This is a genomic window from Facklamia sp. 7083-14-GEN3, assembly GCF_024742075.1.
Lineage (GTDB): Bacteria > Bacillota > Bacilli > Lactobacillales > Aerococcaceae > Facklamia.
Genome location: NZ_JANSGD010000003.1, coordinates 167,386 through 185,422, shown reverse-complemented (window position 1 = coordinate 185,422; position 18,037 = coordinate 167,386). Strand labels below are relative to the sequence as shown.

Annotated in this window: 18 protein-coding genes; 2 read left to right on the top strand and 16 right to left on the bottom strand. The window is 36.5% G+C overall.

Annotation, left to right across the window (positions count from 1 at the left end; genetic code table 11):
- Positions 1-98 precede the first annotated feature (98 nt).
- Entirely contained in the window at positions 99-1,019 is a 921-nt protein-coding gene (locus tag NW240_RS07055) for a peptidase U32 family protein (protein ID WP_258436819.1), read from the top strand.
- Positions 1,020-1,028: 9 nt separating this feature from the next.
- Positions 1,029-2,273, top strand: a complete 1,245-nt coding sequence (locus NW240_RS07050; RefSeq protein ID WP_258436818.1) for a U32 family peptidase — start codon at positions 1,029-1,031, stop codon at positions 2,271-2,273.
- A 30-nt stretch (positions 2,274-2,303) separates the two neighbouring features.
- Here the strand turns inward: NW240_RS07050 and NW240_RS07045 are convergent, their stop codons facing one another.
- The 16 genes from NW240_RS07045 to rplO form a co-directional block, all read right to left on the bottom strand.
- Positions 2,304-3,770 carry a phosphate:AMP phosphotransferase gene (locus NW240_RS07045; RefSeq protein ID WP_258436817.1) on the bottom strand — a complete coding sequence of 489 codons (1,467 nt, stop codon included), beginning with the start codon at positions 3,768-3,770 and terminating at the stop codon, positions 2,304-2,306.
- The gene (locus NW240_RS07040) at positions 3,764-4,297 is read right to left on the bottom strand and encodes a GNAT family N-acetyltransferase (RefSeq protein WP_258436815.1); all 534 of its coding nucleotides are present in this window, start codon (positions 4,295-4,297) and stop codon (positions 3,764-3,766) included. Before NW240_RS07040 ends, NW240_RS07045 begins: the two co-directional genes overlap by 7 nt.
- Positions 4,278-5,060: a tRNA pseudouridine(38-40) synthase TruA gene (gene truA / locus NW240_RS07035; RefSeq protein WP_258436813.1), complete on the bottom strand. Its 783-nt coding sequence runs from the start codon at positions 5,058-5,060 to the stop codon at positions 4,278-4,280. The genes NW240_RS07040 and truA overlap by 20 nt, the downstream gene beginning before the upstream one ends.
- Before the next feature lie 122 nt (positions 5,061-5,182).
- Entirely contained in the window at positions 5,183-10,060 is a 4,878-nt protein-coding gene (locus tag NW240_RS07030) for a S8 family serine peptidase (RefSeq protein ID WP_258436812.1), read from the bottom strand.
- A gap of 171 nt (positions 10,061-10,231) precedes the next feature.
- On the bottom strand, positions 10,232-11,035 hold the full coding sequence (locus NW240_RS07025) for an energy-coupling factor transporter transmembrane protein EcfT (RefSeq protein WP_258436811.1): 804 nt from the start codon (positions 11,033-11,035) through the stop codon (positions 10,232-10,234).
- Complete coding sequence (locus tag NW240_RS07020; RefSeq protein ID WP_258436920.1) at positions 11,028-11,927, bottom strand: energy-coupling factor ABC transporter ATP-binding protein; 900 nt, start codon at positions 11,925-11,927, stop codon at positions 11,028-11,030. Before NW240_RS07020 ends, NW240_RS07025 begins: the two co-directional genes overlap by 8 nt.
- Positions 11,903-12,742 (bottom strand): energy-coupling factor ABC transporter ATP-binding protein, encoded by an 840-nt coding sequence (locus NW240_RS07015; protein ID WP_258436810.1) that lies wholly within the window; start codon positions 12,740-12,742, stop codon positions 11,903-11,905. Before NW240_RS07015 ends, NW240_RS07020 begins: the two co-directional genes overlap by 25 nt.
- A 247-nt stretch (positions 12,743-12,989) precedes the next feature.
- Entirely contained in the window at positions 12,990-13,370 is a 381-nt protein-coding gene (gene rplQ, locus NW240_RS07010; protein WP_258436808.1) for a 50S ribosomal protein L17, read from the bottom strand.
- Between the two features lie 23 nt (positions 13,371-13,393).
- Positions 13,394-14,338 (bottom strand): DNA-directed RNA polymerase subunit alpha, encoded by a 945-nt coding sequence (locus NW240_RS07005; protein ID WP_258436807.1) that lies wholly within the window; start codon positions 14,336-14,338, stop codon positions 13,394-13,396.
- A gap of 73 nt (positions 14,339-14,411) precedes the next feature.
- A complete protein-coding gene (gene rpsK, locus NW240_RS07000) occupies positions 14,412-14,804 on the bottom strand; it encodes a 30S ribosomal protein S11 (protein ID WP_090289495.1) in 393 nt (130 codons plus the stop codon).
- Positions 14,805-14,829: 25 nt separating this feature from the next.
- Positions 14,830-15,183 carry a 30S ribosomal protein S13 gene (gene rpsM / locus NW240_RS06995; protein ID WP_258436806.1) on the bottom strand — a complete coding sequence of 118 codons (354 nt, stop codon included), beginning with the start codon at positions 15,181-15,183 and terminating at the stop codon, positions 14,830-14,832.
- Positions 15,184-15,205: 22 nt separating this feature from the next.
- Positions 15,206-15,319 (bottom strand): 50S ribosomal protein L36, encoded by a 114-nt coding sequence (gene rpmJ / locus NW240_RS06990; protein WP_006908512.1) that lies wholly within the window; start codon positions 15,317-15,319, stop codon positions 15,206-15,208.
- Between the two features lie 23 nt (positions 15,320-15,342).
- Positions 15,343-15,561: a translation initiation factor IF-1 gene (infA, locus tag NW240_RS06985; protein WP_090289497.1), complete on the bottom strand. Its 219-nt coding sequence runs from the start codon at positions 15,559-15,561 to the stop codon at positions 15,343-15,345.
- A gap of 25 nt (positions 15,562-15,586) precedes the next feature.
- The gene (locus NW240_RS06980) at positions 15,587-16,240 is read right to left on the bottom strand and encodes an adenylate kinase (RefSeq protein ID WP_258436805.1); all 654 of its coding nucleotides are present in this window, start codon (positions 16,238-16,240) and stop codon (positions 15,587-15,589) included.
- A 35-nt stretch (positions 16,241-16,275) separates the two neighbouring features.
- On the bottom strand, positions 16,276-17,568 hold the full coding sequence (gene secY / locus NW240_RS06975) for a preprotein translocase subunit SecY (RefSeq protein ID WP_258436804.1): 1,293 nt from the start codon (positions 17,566-17,568) through the stop codon (positions 16,276-16,278).
- Positions 17,568-18,008 (bottom strand): 50S ribosomal protein L15, encoded by a 441-nt coding sequence (gene rplO, locus NW240_RS06970; protein WP_258436803.1) that lies wholly within the window; start codon positions 18,006-18,008, stop codon positions 17,568-17,570. The genes secY and rplO overlap by 1 nt, the downstream gene beginning before the upstream one ends.
- Positions 18,009-18,037 lie beyond the last annotated feature (29 nt).

Sequence of the window (18,037 nt, the reverse complement as noted above, 5' to 3'; positions counted from 1 at the left end):
TGAAAAAGTTACTATGTTCCAAAATGCTGTTTATTATCTTAGCTTACTCGTATATAATTGATAGGTGAATAAAATAACGATTAGAAAGAAGGGTTCTAATGATCAAGTTGATTGCAACAGCTGAATCGATAGGACAAGCTAAAAAACTAATCGATCTTGGGATCGATCAAATTGTTATCGGTGAGGAAGTGTTTGGCTTACGCTTACCTGCTTACTTCTCTTTTGATGAAATGAAGGAAATAATTGAGTATGCCCACCATAACAAAAAAGAAGTCATTATTGCTATGAATGCTATTTTGCATAACGAGCAAATTAAACAAGCACGATCTTTCTTAAAAAAGATTAAAGAAATAGGTGCTGATCAAATTATGGTTGGCGATACAGGTCTCATTCAAATTCTTAAAGATGAGAAACTATACATACCGTATATTTATAATGCTTCTGTTTTAATGACCTCATCCGGTCAAGTGAATTTTTGGGCTAAATATGGTGCAAAGCGAGCTTTTGTCGCAAGCGAAGTGCCCTTTGTTGAATTAAAAGATATGTTAGCTGAAAGTCAAATCCCACTAATCTATCAAGTCTACGGCTCTACATGTATACACCAAAGCCGCAGGCGTTTGTTGAATAATTATTTTAACTACATTCATAAGGATGTTGAGGAGTTGACTGACCGCGACCTCTTCTTGTCTGAGCCAAACAAGAAGGATAGCCATTACTCCATCTACACCGACCAACACGGTACACATATTTTTGCCAATAAAGATTTAAATTTAATTGAATATTTACCCGATTTAGCGAGTACAAAACAAACACATTGGTACTTAGATGGATTGTTCACACCCGAAGAAGAGTTCAAACAAATAGCGAGACATTTTGTCCGTGTGAAGGAATTAATTGAACAAGACCAAGTCACTTTAGAAGGACTAAAACTACATCGTGCAGCAGTTGAACAATATCACACTAAAAACCGGGAATTGGGTACAGGTTTCTTCTTATACGAAGCAGACCAGGTACAATAGGAGGCGCTTATGAAAAACTTAAACTTTAAAAAACCAGAATTATTAGCACCAGCAGGAACGCTTGAAAAGTTAAAAACCGCTATCCATTATGGTGCCGATGCTGTTTATATTGGCGGTAATGATTATGGTCTTCGTAAAAGAGCCGGCAATTTTTCTTTTGAAGATATGGCTGAAGGAGTCGCTTTTGCCCACGAACGAGATGCAAAGGTATATGTAGCTGCCAATATGGTCACTCATGAAAACGATGAGCGAGGTGCCGGTGATTTTTTCCGTCAAGTAAGGGATATTGGCATTGACGCTGTCATCGTATCTGATCCGGCCCTTATGCAAATTTGTGCCAGTGAGGCTCCAGGACTAGACATTCACCTTTCCACCCAACAATCCGCTGTCAATTATGAAACCTTAAACTTTTGGCAAGAAGCTGGTTTGACACGTTGTGTTTTAGGACGCGAAGTTTCAATGGCAGAAATTAAAGAAATTCGTGCCAACACCGATGTAGAAATTGAAGCCTTTATCCATGGTGCTATGTGCATTTCTTATTCAGGTCGTTGTACTCTTTCCAACCATATGGCTAATCGTGATGCCAACAGAGGAGGTTGTTGTCAATCTTGTCGTTGGCACTATGGCTTATTCGAATTACCAGAACTTGATCAGAAAGTAATGGTTGGTGCTGGTGAACCCGGCATTAAAGAACCTTTTTCTATGTCAGCAGTCGATATGGGAATGTTAGATCATATTCCTGAAATCATTGAGGCAGGGATTGATTCACTTAAGATTGAAGGTCGCATGAAATCTATTCATTACATTTCAACAGTTGTTAATGTTTATCGTAAAGCCATCGACAGTTTCTTTGATGACCCTGAAAATTATGAAGTAAAAAAAGAATGGTCTGATGAACTATGGAAAATTGCTCAACGTGAGCTTTCAACTGGCTTTTATTACGACGCTCCTAGTGAAAAAGAGCAACTTTTTGGTAAACGTCGTCGTCGTCCAGAGTACTCATTTATCGGAGAAGTGCTAGATTACGATCCTGATACCACAATTGCTACAATTCAACAACGCAATAACTTTAAAGTCGGTGAAACCATTGAGTTTTATGGTCCTGGCATGCGCAGTCATCAAGAAAAATTAGACCAAATGTGGGACGACACAGGAGCAGAAATCGAAGTAGCTCCTCACGCTATGCAAATTGTTACCATGAAAGTCAGTCGACCTGTTGCTAAGCATGATATGCTTCGTAAACACTTAAAATAAAAAAAAGCAGCTCTTTAAGAGCTGTTTTTTTTATTTGTCTAAAATCTTTTCTAGGTGTGCTATAAAATGCTTCAACACTTGAATACGTGCATAGCGTTTATCATTGCTTGCTATAATATACCAAGGAGCATAATCGGTATCCGTTCGAACCAACATTTCGTTCATCGCCTCTAAATATTGCGGCATTTTCTCACGATTGCGCCAGTCTTCAGCTGTTATTTTATAGTTTTTAGTTGGGTCTTCTACCCGATCTTCAAACCTTTCATATTGTTCTTGGCTATCTATATATAAGAAAAATTTCATAATAGCGGTACCATGTTCAGATAATGTTCTTTCCATTTGATTGATTTCTTCATAGGCACGTTCCCAGTCTCTTTCAGGAGTGAAGTTTTCAACCCTTTCGACTAAGACACGCCCATACCAAGAACGGTCAAAAATAACCATCTGACCATCTTCAGGCATTTCTCTTTGAAAACGCCATAAATAATGAAATTTTTCCTCAATAGGGTCCGGTGCGTTAATTCCAAATATTTTATAAGAGCGTGGATCAATGTGACGAGTCAATCGCTTGATTGCACCGCCTTTTCCAGCTGCATCCATTCCTTCGAAAGCTAAAACAATTGGGATTTTCTGATCATAGCACTGATAAACTAATTTAGCTGCTTTCTCTTGTAAATGATCCAACTCCTCATGATAATCATCGTTTGATAGACTCTTACTTAAGTCAAATTTATCAAGCACATCGTAAATCTGATTGTAATCTCTTTTAATAGCTTCATCCCGTGTCCGCCATTGAACAATCCGTTCTATTCCCCGATGGATTTCATCAATCACAGTTCCTAAAACCATTTTAGAAGCATATTTTTTATCCTCAGCTGCTACAATATGCCAAGGTGATAACTTCTTATTAGTTTGGGTAAGAATCTTTTCGAACCATTCTTGATGGTCTTGGTAATTTTTATTTTGTTCATAGTCTACCTTAGTTAAGAGGCGCTTACCCTCAATTGTCTCTTCAAGTTTTTTTATGCGTTTTTTTTGCGTTTTTTCGGTTATATTTAAGAAAAACTTAACGACGATCATACCGTTATTTATCAAAGTACTATCTAGCTCTGTTAATTCGCGAACGCGTTGCTCTAATTTTTCGTCATTTTTTTGATCATGATTGAAGACTTGATAGTAAAAAGAACGATCATAGACAACTATTTCTTGATTGGAAGGGATTTTTTGCCAAAAGCGCCAAACGGAAGGATGCGCTTTTTCCATTTGATTGGCCTTATCAAAAACTTCCACTCTCACATAACGCGGATCTAATTCACGCGTTAAATCGTTTATAACATATCCTTTACCTGCTGATTCCCAGCCATCAATTAGAATTAAAACCGGAATCTTGAGTCCCTTAACTGTTCGCTGCAGTTGATCAAGACGTTCACCCAATTCCGATCTTTTATAATTATCAAAACGTTGGTCAACATTATCAAAATCAAAGTCTTTTAACATGCATTTCCCTTCTTTCTATAGTATTGGTAAGCGTCTCGTGGGTCGCCATTTTCTAAATGGATAATGCCACAAAATGTAAAACCCAGCTTTTCTAAAATATGTTTCATTGGTCGATTTGCCTCGTGTGTATCAATTCTGATATTCGAATAATGAGCCATAGCCCATTCTAATAATGCTTGTCCACTCCCTTTTGCTGATGGTAAAGCGGCTAGACGATGTATGGTTACATACTCTTCGTCATTTAGCCACTGCCCTTGAATTCTTTTATAAGTAGGATCTTCACCTGGTATCAAAGCCATTATTGCTAAAATTTTCCCCTCTATCTTATCTTCCACTAAGTAAGAATAGGTGGAATGATAATCATCTAAAATGACTGCGTTACCAGGATAACCTTCAATCCATTGATTGAGGTTGCCCGTGGCTAATTGAAATTGACGAGCTTGATCGTAAATGGCTTGAAGCTTTTCGATGTCTTTTAATTCTACGCGGCGAATTCGCCAGTTAGATTTATTCACTATCTGCTTCAAAAGGATCCTCCTCATATTCAACATGCATCAGATAAAGGCCTTGAGGAGGAGCTGTAGGACCTGCCTGATTGCGGTCTTTTACTCTCAAAAGACGTTGCATCTCTTCAGGCTCTTTAAGACCATCCCCTATTTGAAGCGATGTTCCCACAATAATACGAATCATATTGTACAAAAATCCATTACCTTTGAAATCAAATACTAACTCATGATTAGAGCTATCTATATAAGCCTTCACTTCATATAGGTTTCGCACTTTATTCTCTTTATCTGTTTTAGTCGAACAAAAACTAGTAAAATCGTGTTCTCCTTGCAAATAAGCCAGTCCTTTTTGAATGCGCTCAATTTCAAAAGGATAACCATGGTGAGTGGTGAAATTTCGTTTAAAAGGATCGGGAAAACGCTGTGTATCCACGCGATAGCGATAAGACTTTCCAATAGCATGATAACGTGCATGAAAATCTGCTTTAGTTTGCTTACATTGAATAATACGAATGTCTTTTTCAAGAATAGAATTAAGAGCACGCATAAGATTAACAGCTGGAATTAAATCAGGATAATCAAAATGAATCACTTGTCCCAGAGCATGGACTCCCGCATCTGTTCGACCTGAACCAGTGATTTTAATAGGGTCTTCTGGGCTTTTCTTCGCAATTAGAAGTAAGGCATTCTCAATCTTCTCTTGAATGGATATGCCATTTTTTTGAATTTGATAGCCATGATAGAGACTACCATCATATTGAACTTTAGCTACGTAGCGTGGCAAACTCCCACTCCTTTCCATCTTATTTTAATTATAGACATTCTTCTCTTTATTATAAAGGCTAATGAATGTCTGATAAAAAACTCTCTCATTCATATGAATGAGAGAGAAAAACTAATAAGCTATTAATCTTTTATTTTTTTCTTAGAATAAGCTAGACTACCTAATCCTAACAAGGATAGGACAGTTGCTATTATAGGATAAGCGTGATGAGTAATTTCTCCAGTTTCAGGCAATACACTAGCTCCTTCAACAGTATGATTTCTTTCAAAGCTTTCTCCTTTTTGAGGGGTAGAACCATGTTTAATTTTTAGTTGATTAGAATAGCTCATAAAAAGACGATGCAATTTTACTAATTGATCATTTGTTAAATCGTCAAGATTACTTGCTTCAATTGCATCCACTAATGCTTGAAGCTTCTCAATATTCAACTCATTAGGCTTACGGTAATCTTCGATATTCTTTAATTTACGTTTAAGAATTTCAAGATAAGTTTTAAATTTTGTTATTTCTTCTGGTTTTGACGGATTGTTAGGACTGGATGGTTCTTCCGGCATTAATTGATTCTTATCTTTCTTAGTACCTACTAAAATAATTTTAGTTTGGGATGGTCGAATAACTTTGCTATTTAAAGGATTAATTAATCCTTTCATTCCATCTTGAATAGTTAATTCGATACCTTCTAATAAATAAGAATCTTGTTTTTTATCCGTTTCAAAATCAATTTCTATTGGACCATATTCCACAACTTTATCAGTCGCGTCTTTAAGAGTAACTAATTCACCATCTTCATCGATATTCGCTTTTCCTTCTTGACCTTCTTGAACAACTTTCATTTCACCTACAGCTAGATCTGCATTAAAACGTTCCACAACTTTAAACGGAATAGCTTTTAGCTCTCTCAATTGAACAGGGATAGTTGTCGTTTCACTTTCATTACCAAAGTCATCATAAACAGTAAAGGTCAATTCTTTTCCTAATTTAGCTTTTGGAATAGTATATAAAACTTTTCCTTCAACTGGAATAGGATTTATTAGTGAATCGAACGTCTTATCGACGCGACCTATCATGTCATTATCAGCCCATAGTTCAACATAATTCATGTTATCACTGAATTTAATCTCAAAATATAATAAATCTTCATCTGGACCAAAGACTTGATTAACGTTAAGTTCTGGCGCTTCTATATCTCGTCTAATTCTTTGAGCAACTTGCTGCTTAACTAATTTATCATTAGGACTCTTAACATAAGCAATCATTTCAATACTGTAGACTTTATTTTCAGTTAACTTCTCAGTAGATATATTTTCCTTAAAGTAGATCATACCATCTACTTCTTCAAAGGCCACTGGTTGAGCTTCTACAATAACATTTCCATCTTCATCAGTCACACGATACTCTAAATAATGAACTTCATTATAATTTGAAATTTCACCTGAAAGGTCAATGAATTCTGCATACTCACCATATGGTTGGAAGTACCAAGGACTGTTAGTAACAATTGATGGTAAGTCAGTTGTATCTAATCCTTCTTCTGCAATATATTCTTCTGGATTGCTTGGAGACTCACCATAAGCTTTGTTCTCTTCAGTTATCTCTTCTTCTGGTTCTTTTTCTGGTTCTTCTCCTGGATTATTATCAGATCCTCTTTCGACTTCTTCTAAAGTACCATCGGCTAACAAGCGATATTGTTTAATATTTCGAGCATTATCATATACCCAAATATCTAAATCTTTATCTTCAAAACCTTCTTCTAGATTAATTGTAAATGTTTCATTTAGAAGTTGTGGATTATCATATTTATTAACTTCTTGCCAAGATACAAATTGATCGCCACTATAAACCTCAACAGCAAAAATTCCTGATAAGTTATCTTCAACCGATAAAGTTACTTTATTTTTGTCACGCTCAGCTTGTAACATAGCATTACTATTATCTAGAACAAACTTATACTCATAACGCTGTCTTTCAGCATCTGGCGCATCAATCTGTGCTTCAATTACATAATAATATTCGCCTTCATCTACTTTTTCACCAAAGGTATCGGTAAAGTCCCAACCAGTTCCCCAAGGATCTTGTAAGAATAGATATTGATCTTGATATAAACGAGCCACTTTATACATACGATTGATGATTGAAAGATCTCTAATTTTTTCACCTGCAGCATTTTCCACATGGAAAGTCACATCGACTGCATCACGTAGGAAAGCTAATTTAGGCGTTACTTTATTTTCAAAGCCATCTTTCTCATTACTATTCACAAAGATTACCTTATCATCTTCAACTCGCCATGCATTAAAGTAATCCCATCCTTGTTCTAAACGCTTACGAACAAAGGCTGTTTTATCGACACCTCCATTATCGTATTCAATTGGTAAGAAGTTGACATCTTTAGAATCAGCGAAATCAATCATTTCGTCAATAATCGGTAATTTGTCCCACTCACCTTTGAAGCCGAAGAAAGGTAAGGATAACTCAGTAGCTTGAGAATCAACTGGCTTGAAGAAGAAGTATCCTTGGACATATTGATTTTGATCAATACCCATAGTTGAAATGAGTTGTTCCATTGTAGCTGTTTGACCAACTTTAACAGTAATTTCTCCTAAACTTTCTTCTTTAACAGTTTCAGTTGTTTCTGTATAACGACCTTCTTCATTAATCTTATCTTTTAATAAGACATAAGAAACCGTATAGGTCTGATCTTCTTTACCATAATTTTTTAGTTTTAAGTTGGCAGCAAACTCATCTTGAACTTCTTTTATTTCAAGTTTACCGTCTTCTTTTGTATCAGTCTCATTAGTTGCCACAACTGTCACAAGATTATCTAAGGCTTTTTTGATATTAGCAAGACCTGCACCTTGTTGAATTGGGGTGTAGTAAGAAGCATTCTCTTTAAGTGTATTCAACTTCGGAATCGCTGTATTCATTAAAATCAACATTGTTAAGTCATCTTGTAATGGATCTTTTTCCTTACCATCACGAACTAAAATACCTTCATCATAAAGTCTTTGCATAACAAGAGCAGCCATACCTGATAAATGAGGTGTAGCCATCGATGTTCCAGACATAGTCTGATAACGATCGTCACTCATTAAACTATAGATGAAACCGCCTGGTCCTGCGATGTCTGGTTTTAATAGCAAATCAGTAGAAGGTCCCCAAGAAGAGAACTCGCTAAGATTACCTGCTGTGAAAGTATCAAAAGCTTGCAATTCTTTAGAAATTTTGAACAGAGCCTCTTGATTAGAATTTGCGATTTCCTTTAACTTCTGTCCTGACTCCTTAGTCACAAACATGATTGGAATATCTAAATTTTCTAAACCTGTCATTTCCATTGTATAAGGACTTTCCACGTTATCGTAGATAATTAATCCTGCTGCATTTCGTTCTCTAGCTAGCTGATACTTCTCATTAAATGAAGCATCCCCCCGTTGAACTAGCACTATTTTTCCTGTAAGATCCACTTTGCCATTGTCTTCATAAGGTTTGTAGTCTTCTTCGTTTCCTTTACCAAATTCAACTAAAGGAAGTGGTTTCTCATTTTCTCCTTCTGGGAAAGTAAATGAACCTGCAAAATATTGGTTTTCTTCTCCTTCTATAATAGCTTCAACGTAACGCTTCATCTCTTTTATGTTATCAAATGAAGCAATAGACATTGAAGGATCAACACTTGCTGGATATCCCATTGTACCATTATCAGGGTTCTTACCTAATTGTGTATAATCTGTTCCCCAAGTAGCATTACGGTCATTACCTGCTGCAATCATCGGAAGAATTCCTTTGTCGCGTGCGTTTTGAACAGCCTTAGCCATTGGAGTATCTCCCATAATGTTAAATCCACTTGACATACCTAAAGACATATTAATGATATCAGCGCCTAATTTAACTGAATCATCAAAAGCCTTCATCCAAATATCTTCATAAACCGTTGAGTTGACTTGATCTTCTGAGAAGGCTTTCATTAATAGTAATTGTACGTGTGGCGCAATTCCACGAACACCTCCCTCTTCTGGGTTACCATTCGCTCCAATCGTACCAGCTACGTGGTTTCCATGCTCATCTTTAGACTGTAAAGTGTCTACATTGTCAGCATAATTATAACCATATGCAATTTTATTAGAATACCATTTGCCTGGTAAGCCTAGTTTCTGAATCATTTCATTCATTTCTGCTTCATCATAACGTTTTTCAATATCATCAGCTAAAATGAAATCACGGTGATAAGGATCAAACCCTGTATCAATAACTGATACAACAATATTTTCACCCTTGTATTCTGTTTGATAATCAGCTAATAAATCCATTCCAATTAAAGGACCAGAATTAACCATATTCGTTTCGGCTACTGGGCGTGTGTAACTTTGCGATACATCAACTGATAAAACCTGTGTCATAGTCTTAAGACGCTCGATTGCAGCCTTATTAGCTAAAGCAGAAAACCCCGTAAAGGAAGCGGAGTATTCTTGCTCACCTTCAATAGCTAAGCCTTGCCCAGCTAATAAGTCAGTTATTTCTTTAATTGTTTGTTTTACTTCAAATTCACTTTCTTTGACTGCTAATTGATACTCTTTCTCATTATGGTAGTTTGCTCGATCAATAGCCGCCTTATTTTTTGTACGAACAATAATTTTAATTTTTTCTTCTGACTCATCTGCCTTTTCATTATCCGCTTCTTCGTCAGAAAGCTCTTTCATTTTTGACTCTAAAGTTGTTTCACTTGTTTCAATTACTTCACTTGTTTCAACTACTTCACTTGTTTCAACTACTTCACTTGTTTCAACTATTTCACTTGTTTCAACTACTTCACTTGTTGCATTTACTTCACTTGTTTCAACTACTTCACTTGTTTCATTAACAACTAACGTCTTATCCTCTTGGGTAGAAGGTTGTGCTAATGCCTGATCTATTTTTGTTTCTTGAGCTTGCACATCCAGAAGATTAGCTTGGGAAAGCATCATAAGTGCTAACCCACAAGAACTCAATACTTTTAAACGATTATTCATAAAATTCCCCCTCAAACGTTTTCATAAACTCATAGAATGATTCTATCAGATTTGATAACGATTTCATAGCTTAAATTATAATTAAATGAGTATTAAATTAATTTATAAAAGATTAACTCTCATAATAAAAACTCCTAAAAATAACTTTAGGAGTTTTTATTATGAGACTATTTAAATATAAAACCGAATAGTTAGAATGATTGCAGTAATTAATATCATAACAATTAAAACTATAACGTCGTTGCGATCATAATCAAGATAACGATATTTTGTCCGCCCTTCCGCACCATGATATCCCCGTGATTCCATGGCGGTAGCCAACTCTTCAGCTCGATTAAAAGCAGAAACAAATAGTGGAACCAGAATAGGGACAATTGCTTTCATTCGTTCCATCATAGAGCCTTCATCAAAATCCACTCCTCTAGAGCGTTGAGCATTCATGATGGTTTGAGCTTCGTCTAAAAGTGTCGGTACATAGCGTAAAGCGATGGAAAGCATTAATGCCACTTCATGCGAAGGAAAACCAAAATATGTTAGAGGACGTAACAGATGCTCGATTCCATCTGTTAATTCAAGCGGAGCTGTCGTTAAAGTTAGGATAGTCGACATCATGATAATTAAGAACAAACGCATGAAGATGTAAAAGCCGCCTAATAGTCCTAGCGATGTAATTGATATTGGTCCCCAATTAAAGTAAACCTGTCCCCCAGTTGTAAATAGTATTTGAAAAATAACCGTAAAGAGAATGATCCATAGCATGGGCTTCAATCCTTTAAAGAAAAAACCAAGGTCTAAACGACTCAATTTGATACCGATTATCAATACTAGAAACAAGGTACCATAACCTAATACATTATTTGCAAAAAAGACTAGCAAAATAAAATAGAAAGTTGCAATCAACTTAGTGCGGGGGTCAAGCGCATGAATCCATGAATCAATTTGAATGTAACGACCAATTAGTATCTTATCATTCATTCGCGTTATCCTCCCGATCTTTTTGTTGATGGTTAATATCAATGAGTGTTTCAGTTAATTGTTCCACAGTAAGTGGTGATTGTTTAATTTTTTTCATCAGATCTTCAGGAATTTTTTCATCTAATAAATCTATGAAGGATAAAGTCTGAGGTAATCCTAATTGCTTTTCTCTCAACCAAGCTGGATCAGAGAATACTTCTGAAGGAGTGCCTTGCTTTACAACTTGGCCTTTTTCCAAGACAACCACATTATCAGCGTATTTGGCCACGTCATCCATTTGGTGGGTGACCAAAATTAGAGATAGTTGATGGTCTTTTTGTAATCGCATAAACATTTCCAGCATAGTGACTTGTCCAAGAGGGTCTAGACCAGCCGTCGGTTCATCTAGAATTAAAACTTCTGGTTGCAATGCCAATACACCTGCGATAGCTACTCTCCGCATTTGACCTCCACTTAAATCAAACGGTGACCGCTCAAAAAGTTCCTCATTGATTCCCACTAATGTAAGCATATCACGGGCAATTTTCTCGGCCTCTTCTTTAGAAACGCCAAAATTTTGTGGTCCAAACATCACATCTTTTAAAACTGTTTCTTCAAACAATTGACTTTCAGGAAATTGAAAAACAACACCGATCTTTTTTCTTAGTGCTTTAAGGTTTTTATCTTTTGATTCGGATGTTATCACTCGACCATCAATAATCAATTTGCCTCTAGTTGGTTTTAATAAGACATTTAGGTGTTGAATAAGAGTAGATTTGCCTGATCCAGTATGACCTATAATAGCTGTCACTTGTCCTTGTGGAATTTCTAAATCAATTCCTTTAAGCACAGGAACTTCAAAAGGGGTTCCTGGCGAATAAGTGAAATCTACTTGTTCAAATACGATTGAGATAGCCATTCTGCCATTTCCTCCTCTGTTAAGTAACGGTCTGGAACACTAATTCCTTTTTCTTTTAATTGCAAACGTAATTTCTCAGCAAAAGGAAGATCTAATCCGATTTCAATGAGGGATGACCCCATAGAAAAAATGTTAGCAGGAATATCTTTATAAATCACTTTTCCTTCTTTTAAAACGATGATTTGATCAGCTAGACTCGCTTCATCAATATCGTGTGTAATCGAAATGACCGTTAAACCATATTTTTCTTTAATCTCACGAACGACTTCGACTACTTCTTTACGCCCTAAAGGATCTAACATAGCAGTCGATTCATCCATGATAATAATATCTGGACGTAAGGCAACAACTCCAGCAATGGCGACTCTTTGCTTTTGACCTCCTGATAGTCTTGCTGGTTCTTTTTTTAAGAAATCAAGCATACGAACCTGTTGAACAGCTTCTTTTACACGCACTTTCATCTCTTCCCGACTGATCCCATTATTTTCAAGTCCAAAGGCCACATCATCTTCGACAGTCGCACCGACGAATTGGTTATCAGGGTTTTGAAAGACCCTGCCTACTGCTCGCCGCACATCCCAAACAGTCTCTTCTTGCAGCTTCATGCCCTTTACATATATTTCTCCTTCATAGGGCACTAAAAGACCATTGATGGTCTTTGATAGGGTTGATTTACCTGATCCATTCGGACCAATGAGCGCTACCCATTCACCTTTATTGATACTTAAAGAGATATCCTTGATAGCGTCTTTTTCAGCGCCAGGATATTGAAAAGAAACTGAATCAATTCGGATAATTTCTTCTTTCATTATTGTCTCCTTAAAAGATATTCTTATATTAATAGTTAAAGTCGTTTGCTCTCCTTAACTATTAATACAAGTTTTATGTATAAAAAAAACACTTTAAGATGATAGCAGGATTGAGATTAGCTAAAGTTCTAATCTCAATCCACCAATTAGATTGGTTGCTATAGAGCTAGACTCCACGATTATCTCTTGAAATCATAACACTCTCCATCATCAAAGTGAATTAGTCAACTTAAGAAATGGAATTATCTTAAACTAGTTCTAAGATAACCATCGGTGCACCGTCGCCACGACGAGGACCTTTCTTAAGGATACGTGTGTATCCACCATTACGTTCAGCGTAGCGCTCAGCATAAGTATCGAATACACGATTTAATACAGTTTCAACAACTACTTCATCACCTTCGATACGAGCATCTGCAATTTCATTGCGCAAGAATGCTGCTGCACGACGACGAGAAGCTAAATCACCTTTTTTACCTAGAGTGATCATTTTATCAACTGTTTTACGAACTTCTTTAGCGCGTGCTTCAGTTGTTTCGATACGTTCGTTGATAATCACATCTGTCGTTAAATCACGTAGTAAAGCCTTACGTTGTGAACTCGTACGACCTAATTTACGATATGACATTCAGTTTCCTCCTTTACTCTCTACTAGTCTTCTTCACGTAAGCTTAATTCTAAACCAGCTAATTTATTTTTCACTTCATCCAATGACTTACGGCCGAGATTACGAACCTTCATCATCTCAGCTTCTGATTTATTAGTTAGCTCTTGAATCGTATTTATTCCGGCACGTTTTAGACAATTATAAGAACGAACAGACAAATCAAGTTCCTCTATCGTCATGACAAGGACTTTTTCTTTTTCTGCTTCTTCTTTTTCTACCATAATTTCAGTATTACGTGCTTCATCATTCAAATCTACAAAGATATTTAAATGTTCAGTTAAAATTTTTGCAGCTAAACTTAAGGCTTTTTCTGGACTTATTGACCCGTCGGTCCATATATCCAATGTAAGCTTATCATAAATATTTCGCTGTCCAATCCGAGTGTTTTCAACTTGATAGTTTACTTTTTTGATTGGAGTGTAGATCGAATCAATCGGTAATACACCTATTGGCGTATCATCTCGCTTATTATGTTCACTTCGAACAAATCCACGACCATTTGACACATTCATTTGCATATTTAATTGAGCACCTTCTGCTAAGGTACAAATATACAAGTCAGGGTTTAGGATTTCAATTTCATTATCATGAATAATATCTGCTGCTGTCACTGTTTTAGGACCTGCAACATTTAATTCGATTACCTTATCTTCTTCTGTATGTGTATTGAAAGCTACTTCTTTTAAATGCAAAATGATGGTTGGAACGTCTTCAACCACGCCTTTAATTGTAGCAAATTCATGCACTACGCCTTCAATTTGAACACTTGTAATCGCTGATCCTGGTAATGAAGATAACAAAATTCTACGTAATGAATTTCCAAGGGTTGTTCCATAACCACGTTCAAGTGGCTCAACGACAATTTTACCATACTTAGCATCGTCACTGATTTCAATCGTTCTAATATCTGGTTTTTCAATTTCGATCATCGATTATTTGCCCCTTTCAAAACGTTTGTCGCGATGATAATTTCGTTTCTAAACTGATTCTACACAATTATCATTATACACGGCGACGTTTTGGTGGACGGCATCCGTTGTGTGGAATTGGTGTAACATCACGAATAGCTGTAACATCTAATCCAGTTGCTTGTAGTGAACGGATTGCAGACTCACGACCAGATCCTGGACCTTTAACAGTTACTTCAACAGTTTTCATACCATGATCCATTGCACCTTTAGCTGCAACTTCAGATGCCATTTGTGCTGCAAACGGAGTGGCTTTTTTTGATCCACGGAATCCTAGTGATCCAGCTGATGACCAAGAAACAGCATTACCATTCACATCAGTGATCATTACAATCGTATTATTAAAAGTTGAACGAATATGAGCAATTCCTTTTTCAATATTCTTTTTAACACGACGACGACCTCTACGTGCTTGTTGTTTTGCCATGAATTTTAACCTCCTTTATTAAGTTCTATCTGATTGGTTTCTTAGGACCTTTACGAGTACGTGCATTGTTTTTAGTGTTTTGTCCACGTACAGGTAAGTTACGACGATGACGGATTCCTCTTAAAGAACCAATATCTTGAAGACGTTTGATATTCATGCTGACCTCACGACGTAAGTCTCCTTCAACACGAATCTTATCAATAATTTCACGGATTCGATCCAATTCATCGTTCGTTAAATCTTTTACACGAGTATCTTCAGAAACGTTTGCTTCTTCTAAGATTTTCTTAGCAGTGGTGTTTCCGATACCGAAGATATATGTTAAAGAAATAACCACACGTTTTTCGCGGGGAATATCTACTCCTGCAATACGAGCCATGCAATTTCCTCCTTCTTAGTTATTATCCTTGACGTTGTTTATGTTTTGGATTTTGACAAATCACCATAACTTTTCCTTTACGGCGAATAACTTTACATTTTTCACAAATTGGTTTTACTGATGCTCTAACTTTCATTATGCTCCTCCTTATTTCGTAGACTATTTAAATCGATAGGTAATGCGGCCACGAGAAAGGTCATAAGGGGATAATTCAACAGTGACTTTATCTCCAGGTAAAATACGGATATAATTCATACGAATTTTACCAGAGACGTGTGCTAATATTTCATGACCATTCTCAAGTTCTACCTTAAACATAGCGTTCGGTAGAGTTTCCATAATAATACCTTCTACTTCAATTACATCATCTTTTGCCATTCACTTACCTCCTATGGACGAAGTCTTATAATTTACTTAATATCTCTTGAATCTTGCTATAAACTTGATCGATAGAATTTTCTCCACTCACTCGGTGCAATAATCCAAGTTCTTCGTAATAAGCTAGAATCGGTTGAATCGATTCCATTTGGAGATTAATACGATGAGCAACTTTTTCAGGTTTATCATCTTCACGTTGATAGAAGTCATGAGCGCCACATGAATCGCATGTGTTCTCTACTTTTGGTGGATTATAAATCTTATGATAACTTGCTCCACAAGATCCACAGATAATTCTTCCGCTTAAGCGTTCTTTAAGAACTTCTGGATCCACATCAATGTATATAACGGCATCGATTTTAGAATCGAGGCTTTCAAGGTTGTCGCTTAAAGCGCGGGCTTGTTGTAAGGTTCTTGGATAACCATCCAACATAAAGCCATTTTCTTTTACATCGTTTTGATTTAAACGTTCTTTAACAAGTCCATTAGTAATTTCATCTGGAACGAGATTACCATTGTCGGTATAAGATTTCGCCTCTAATCCTAGCGGCGTCTCATCTTTGATCGCTTGTCTGAATATATCGCCAGTAGCAATATGGACAACCGGATAGTCTTGAGTAATTTGTTCACTCTGAGTTCCTTTACCGGCCCCAGGTAAACCCATTAATAAAATATTCATTAATTAATCATCCTTTATATTTGTCTATTAAGCAATTATAAATTCAAGAAACCTTGATACCGACGTTTAATCATTCGACCTTCAATTTGCTTAGCTGTTTCAATTGCTACCCCAACAACAATAAGCAAGCTGGTACCTGAAAGAGCAATGTTTGCAGGAACTTTCCAAATGAAACTTACAACGATTGGTAATAAGGCAATCACTGTTAAGTAAATTGAACCTACACCACTCAAGCGATTAATTAAACGAGTAATGTAATTTTCAGTATCTTTTCCTGGACGTACACTCGGAATATATGCTGCTTGTTTCTGTAAGTTTTCAGCTACCTTCTCTGGATTAACTTGAATTAAAGAATAGAAGAAGGTAAATGCGATTAAAAGAATCGTATAGAATAGTGCGCCGTATGGATGCTGAATGTTTAACACTTTACTAAAGAACTCCATCATCCCACCCTCAGGATTTGGATTGATTAAGCCAATGATTGTTTGAGGCGTTGTTAAAAATGATGTAGCAAAAATAACTGGAATAACTCCAGCAGAGTTAATTTTCAACGGTAAATGAGCCATATGTCTTGCCCCAGAAACCTTTTTCGAGTGGTGAATAGGAATACGACGTTGCGCTCTTTCCATGATAACAACGATTGTTGTCATAATAACTAGCGCTAAAACTATTCCTAAACCAATTAGAATATTCATTCCTAATTTGTCTCCAGCACCGATTAGCATAGTATTCACAAAGGTAACAACTTCCTGTGGAACTTGTGCAAGAATACCGGCCATAATCAAAATAGAAATCCCATTACCGACACCTTTACGAGTGATTTGTTCACCTAACCAAACAAGCAACATACTGCCTGCAGTTAAAACAAGAGCGATAGTTAAGTATGTGGAAGGCTGTGGGTTCTTTATTAAACCTAAACCTGACATACGGTTTAAACCATAAGAAAGACCTGCTGATTGTATATAGCCAATAATTATAGCTAGATAAATCGTCCACTGATTCAACTTACGACGCCCCACTTCTCCTTGCTTGGCCCATTCAGTAAATTTTGGAATAATATCCATTTGCAAGAGTTGAACAATAATGGAAGCTGTAATATAAGGTGAGACTCCCATAGCAAAAAGTGAATACCGACCTAAAGCCCCTCCACCGAATGTGTTCAAAAGCCCCAAAAGACCATTGCTTGCTATGGTATCTAAAACTTTCGCATTTACTCCTGGCATAGGAATATGCGACCCTAATCTAAAGACTGCTAAAATAAACAAGGTGAAAAGAATTCTTCTTCTAACATCTCGCGAACTAAAAGCATTCTTAATAAATGTGAACATTAGATCACCTCGATTGAACCGCCAGCTGCAGTAATAGCTTCTTCTGCAGTTTTAGAGAACTTGCTAGCTTGAACAGTCAATTTTTTCTCTAAGTTACCCTCACCTAAGATTTTAACTCCTGATAATTCTTTTTTAATAACACCAGATTCAATCAATAAAGCTGGTGATACAACAGTTCCTTCATCAAACATATTCAATGTTTCAAGATTAACAATTGCATATTCTTTACGATTAACATTAGTGAAACCACGTTTTGGTAAACGTCTGAATAGAGGTTGTTGACCCCCTTCAAATCCTAAGCGTACGCCACCACCTGAACGTTGTTTTTGTCCGCCTTGTCCACGACCAGCTAACTTACCGTTACCTGAACCTTGTCCACGACCTACACGATTACGTTCCTTGCGTGCACCTTCTACGGGCTTTAATGTGTGTAATTTCATATTGGCACCTCCTTATACTAGTATACTAG

Bases quoted from the DNA above. Each gene is read 5' to 3' on its own strand.
- NW240_RS07055 (WP_258436819.1), top strand. From the start codon at position 99: ATGATCAAGTTGATTGCAACAGCTGAATCGATAGGACAAGCTAAAAAA.
- NW240_RS07050 (WP_258436818.1), top strand. From the start codon at position 1,029: ATGAAAAACTTAAACTTTAAAAAACCAGAATTATTAGCACCAGCAGGA.
- NW240_RS07045 (WP_258436817.1), bottom strand. From the start codon at position 3,770: ATGTTAAAAGACTTTGATTTTGATAATGTTGACCAACGTTTTGATAAT.
- NW240_RS07030 (WP_258436812.1), bottom strand. From the start codon at position 10,060: ATGAATAATCGTTTAAAAGTATTGAGTTCTTGTGGGTTAGCACTTATG.
- NW240_RS07025 (WP_258436811.1), bottom strand. From the start codon at position 11,035: ATGAATGATAAGATACTAATTGGTCGTTACATTCAAATTGATTCATGG.
- NW240_RS07015 (WP_258436810.1), bottom strand. From the start codon at position 12,742: ATGAAAGAAGAAATTATCCGAATTGATTCAGTTTCTTTTCAATATCCT.
- rplQ (WP_258436808.1), bottom strand. From the start codon at position 13,370: ATGTCATATCGTAAATTAGGTCGTACGAGTTCACAACGTAAGGCTTTA.
- NW240_RS07005 (WP_258436807.1), bottom strand. From the start codon at position 14,338: ATGATCGAAATTGAAAAACCAGATATTAGAACGATTGAAATCAGTGAC.
- rpsK (WP_090289495.1), bottom strand. From the start codon at position 14,804: ATGGCAAAACAACAAGCACGTAGAGGTCGTCGTCGTGTTAAAAAGAAT.
- rpsM (WP_258436806.1), bottom strand. From the start codon at position 15,183: ATGGCTCGTATTGCAGGAGTAGATATTCCCCGCGAAAAACGTGTGGTT.
- rpmJ (WP_006908512.1), bottom strand. From the start codon at position 15,319: ATGAAAGTTAGAGCATCAGTAAAACCAATTTGTGAAAAATGTAAAGTT.
- infA (WP_090289497.1), bottom strand. From the start codon at position 15,561: ATGGCAAAAGATGATGTAATTGAAGTAGAAGGTATTATTATGGAAACT.
- NW240_RS06980 (WP_258436805.1), bottom strand. From the start codon at position 16,240: ATGAATATTTTATTAATGGGTTTACCTGGGGCCGGTAAAGGAACTCAG.
- secY (WP_258436804.1), bottom strand. From the start codon at position 17,568: ATGTTCACATTTATTAAGAATGCTTTTAGTTCGCGAGATGTTAGAAGA.
- rplO (WP_258436803.1), bottom strand. From the start codon at position 18,008: ATGAAATTACACACATTAAAGCCCGTAGAAGGTGCACGCAAGGAACGT.